1 protein-coding gene and 1 pseudogene are annotated in these 904 nt (G+C 64.5%); both read left to right on the forward strand.

Going from position 1 to position 904, the window contains the following annotated elements; all coding sequences use genetic code 11:
- Positions 1-123, forward strand: a pseudogene (locus ACXJKR_RS33635) (3-isopropylmalate dehydrogenase); the annotation flags it as partial.
- A gap of 85 nt (positions 124-208) precedes the next feature.
- On the forward strand, positions 209-904 hold a 696-nt coding region (locus ACXJKR_RS33640), incomplete at its 3' end, for an aspartate-semialdehyde dehydrogenase (protein WP_457326560.1).

The raw sequence follows: 904 nt of genomic DNA on the forward strand, positions 1-904 counted from the left end.
GTGCTGGCCCAGGGCTTGCGCACTGCCGACATCTGGTCCGAAGGCACCTCGAAGGTCACAACCATCGAGATGGGCGACGCAGTCGTCAAAGCCATTACGACCACGAAAACCATCAAGAGCTAAAGCTCCGTCTCGTCTCGCCCCACCAAACCCGGCGAACGAGCCGGGGCCCAAAGTGGATGGGGTTTGGTGAAGCAAAGGAATGATGATGACGACCTTGGTAGGCCTCGTAGGCTGGCGCGGCATGGTGGGCTCGGTGCTCATGGAGCGCATGACCACTGAACGCGATTTCGACCTGATCGAGCCGCTGTTCTTCTCGACGTCCAACGCCGGCGGCGCTGCCCCGGCCCAGGCCAAGAACGAGAAGTCGCTGCAGAACGCCTTCGACATCGAACAGCTCAAGCGCTGCGACATCATCATCACCGCCCAGGGCGGCGACTACACGACCGAGGTCTACCCCAAGCTGCGTGCCGCAGGTTGGGCCGGCCACTGGATCGACGCCGCCTCGACCCTGCGCATGGCCGATGACGCCGTCATCATCCTGGACCCTGTCAACCGCCCGGTCATCGACCAGGCGCTGAGCAACGGCGGCAAGAACTGGATCGGCGGCAACTGCACCGTCAGCTGCATGCTGATGGGCGTGGGCGCGCTGTACAAGGCTGGCCTCGTTGAGTGGATGTCCACCCAGACCTACCAGGCCGCTTCCGGCGGCGGTGCCCAGCACATGCGCGAACTGCTGACCCAGTACGGCACGCTGAACGCTTCGGTCAAGCCGCTGCTGGACGACCCCAAGAGCGCCATCCTCGACATCGACCGCCTGTTGGCCGAGAAGCAGCGCACGCTGTCGCCCCACGAGGTGGCCAACTTTGGCGTGCCGCTGGGCGGCTCGCTGATCCCCTGGATC

Source organism: Roseateles sp. P5_E11 (genome assembly GCF_054049355.1).